This window comes from Streptomyces sp. NPDC127092 (genome assembly GCF_042722475.1).
Taxonomy (GTDB): Bacteria; Actinomycetota; Actinomycetes; order Streptomycetales; family Streptomycetaceae; genus Streptomyces.
Genome location: NZ_JBHXFE010000174.1, coordinates 1 through 880, shown reverse-complemented (window position 1 = coordinate 880; position 880 = coordinate 1). Strand labels below are relative to the sequence as shown.

The window sequence follows — 880 nt, the reverse complement described above, 5'->3', positions numbered from 1 at the left end:
CCGCTTACGAGCGATGTCTGTCCAACAGATCCTCGACCGCCTAGCCGACCGCTACCAACTCCTGACCGCCGGAAGCCGCGTGACTCCGACGCGACAACAGACCTTACGGTGGTGCATTGACTGGAGCTATGAGTTGTGCAACCAGGAAGAGAAGCACCTGTGGGCCCTGCTGTCGGTGTTCTCGGGCGGCTTCGAGCTTGACGCAGTCGAAGGTGTCTGTGGAGAAGACGTCGAGTCGGCCGAGTTGTTCAACGTGGTGGCCTCGCTCGTCGACAAGTCCATCCTCATTCGGGAAGAACCGGGCACGATTGTTCGCTATCGACTTCTCGAGACCATCCGCGACTACGGCCAGGAGAAGTCGCGCGCGGCTGGAGATTTCGCCGAACATCGACTACGGCACCGAGACTGGTACCAGCAATTGGTCATACGCGCAGAAGCCGATTGGGTCGGGCCGCGCCAACTCGAGTGGATAACCCGCTTGGACCGCGAACACGCCAATCTTCGCGAAGCGCTCACCTTCAGTCTTGACGAGCAACCCGAAACGGACGCCGGCGTAAGGATGGCAGCAGCTCTATTTCCGTACTGGCTCTCGCGGGGCCATCTGAGTGAAGGCAGGCTGTGGCTGGATCGGGCACTAGCTCGTCATAGTAAGAACCTCGTTACCTTGAAGGCGCTGTATTCCGACAGTGTGCTCGCCGGGACACAAGGGGATACTCGCCACGCAGCAGCCCTCCTGGCCGCGGGCGACGAAATCGTCGCGGAACAGGGAAGCAGTCCCTGGTCGAACGTCTTCTCCGGCTACGCCGTTGGATGTCTGTTACTCGCGGAAGGTGATCCGCGAAGTGCTGTCGAACATTACGAGAAAGCACTCCTGCTAGCC

General features: G+C 60.1%; 1 protein-coding gene. It reads left to right on the top strand.

What is annotated here, in order from left to right:
- Positions 1-13: 13 nt before the first annotated feature.
- Positions 14-880 (top strand): ATP-binding protein (locus ACFWJO_RS38510; RefSeq protein ID WP_386872846.1); only part of this gene is annotated, 867 nt, incomplete at its 3' end.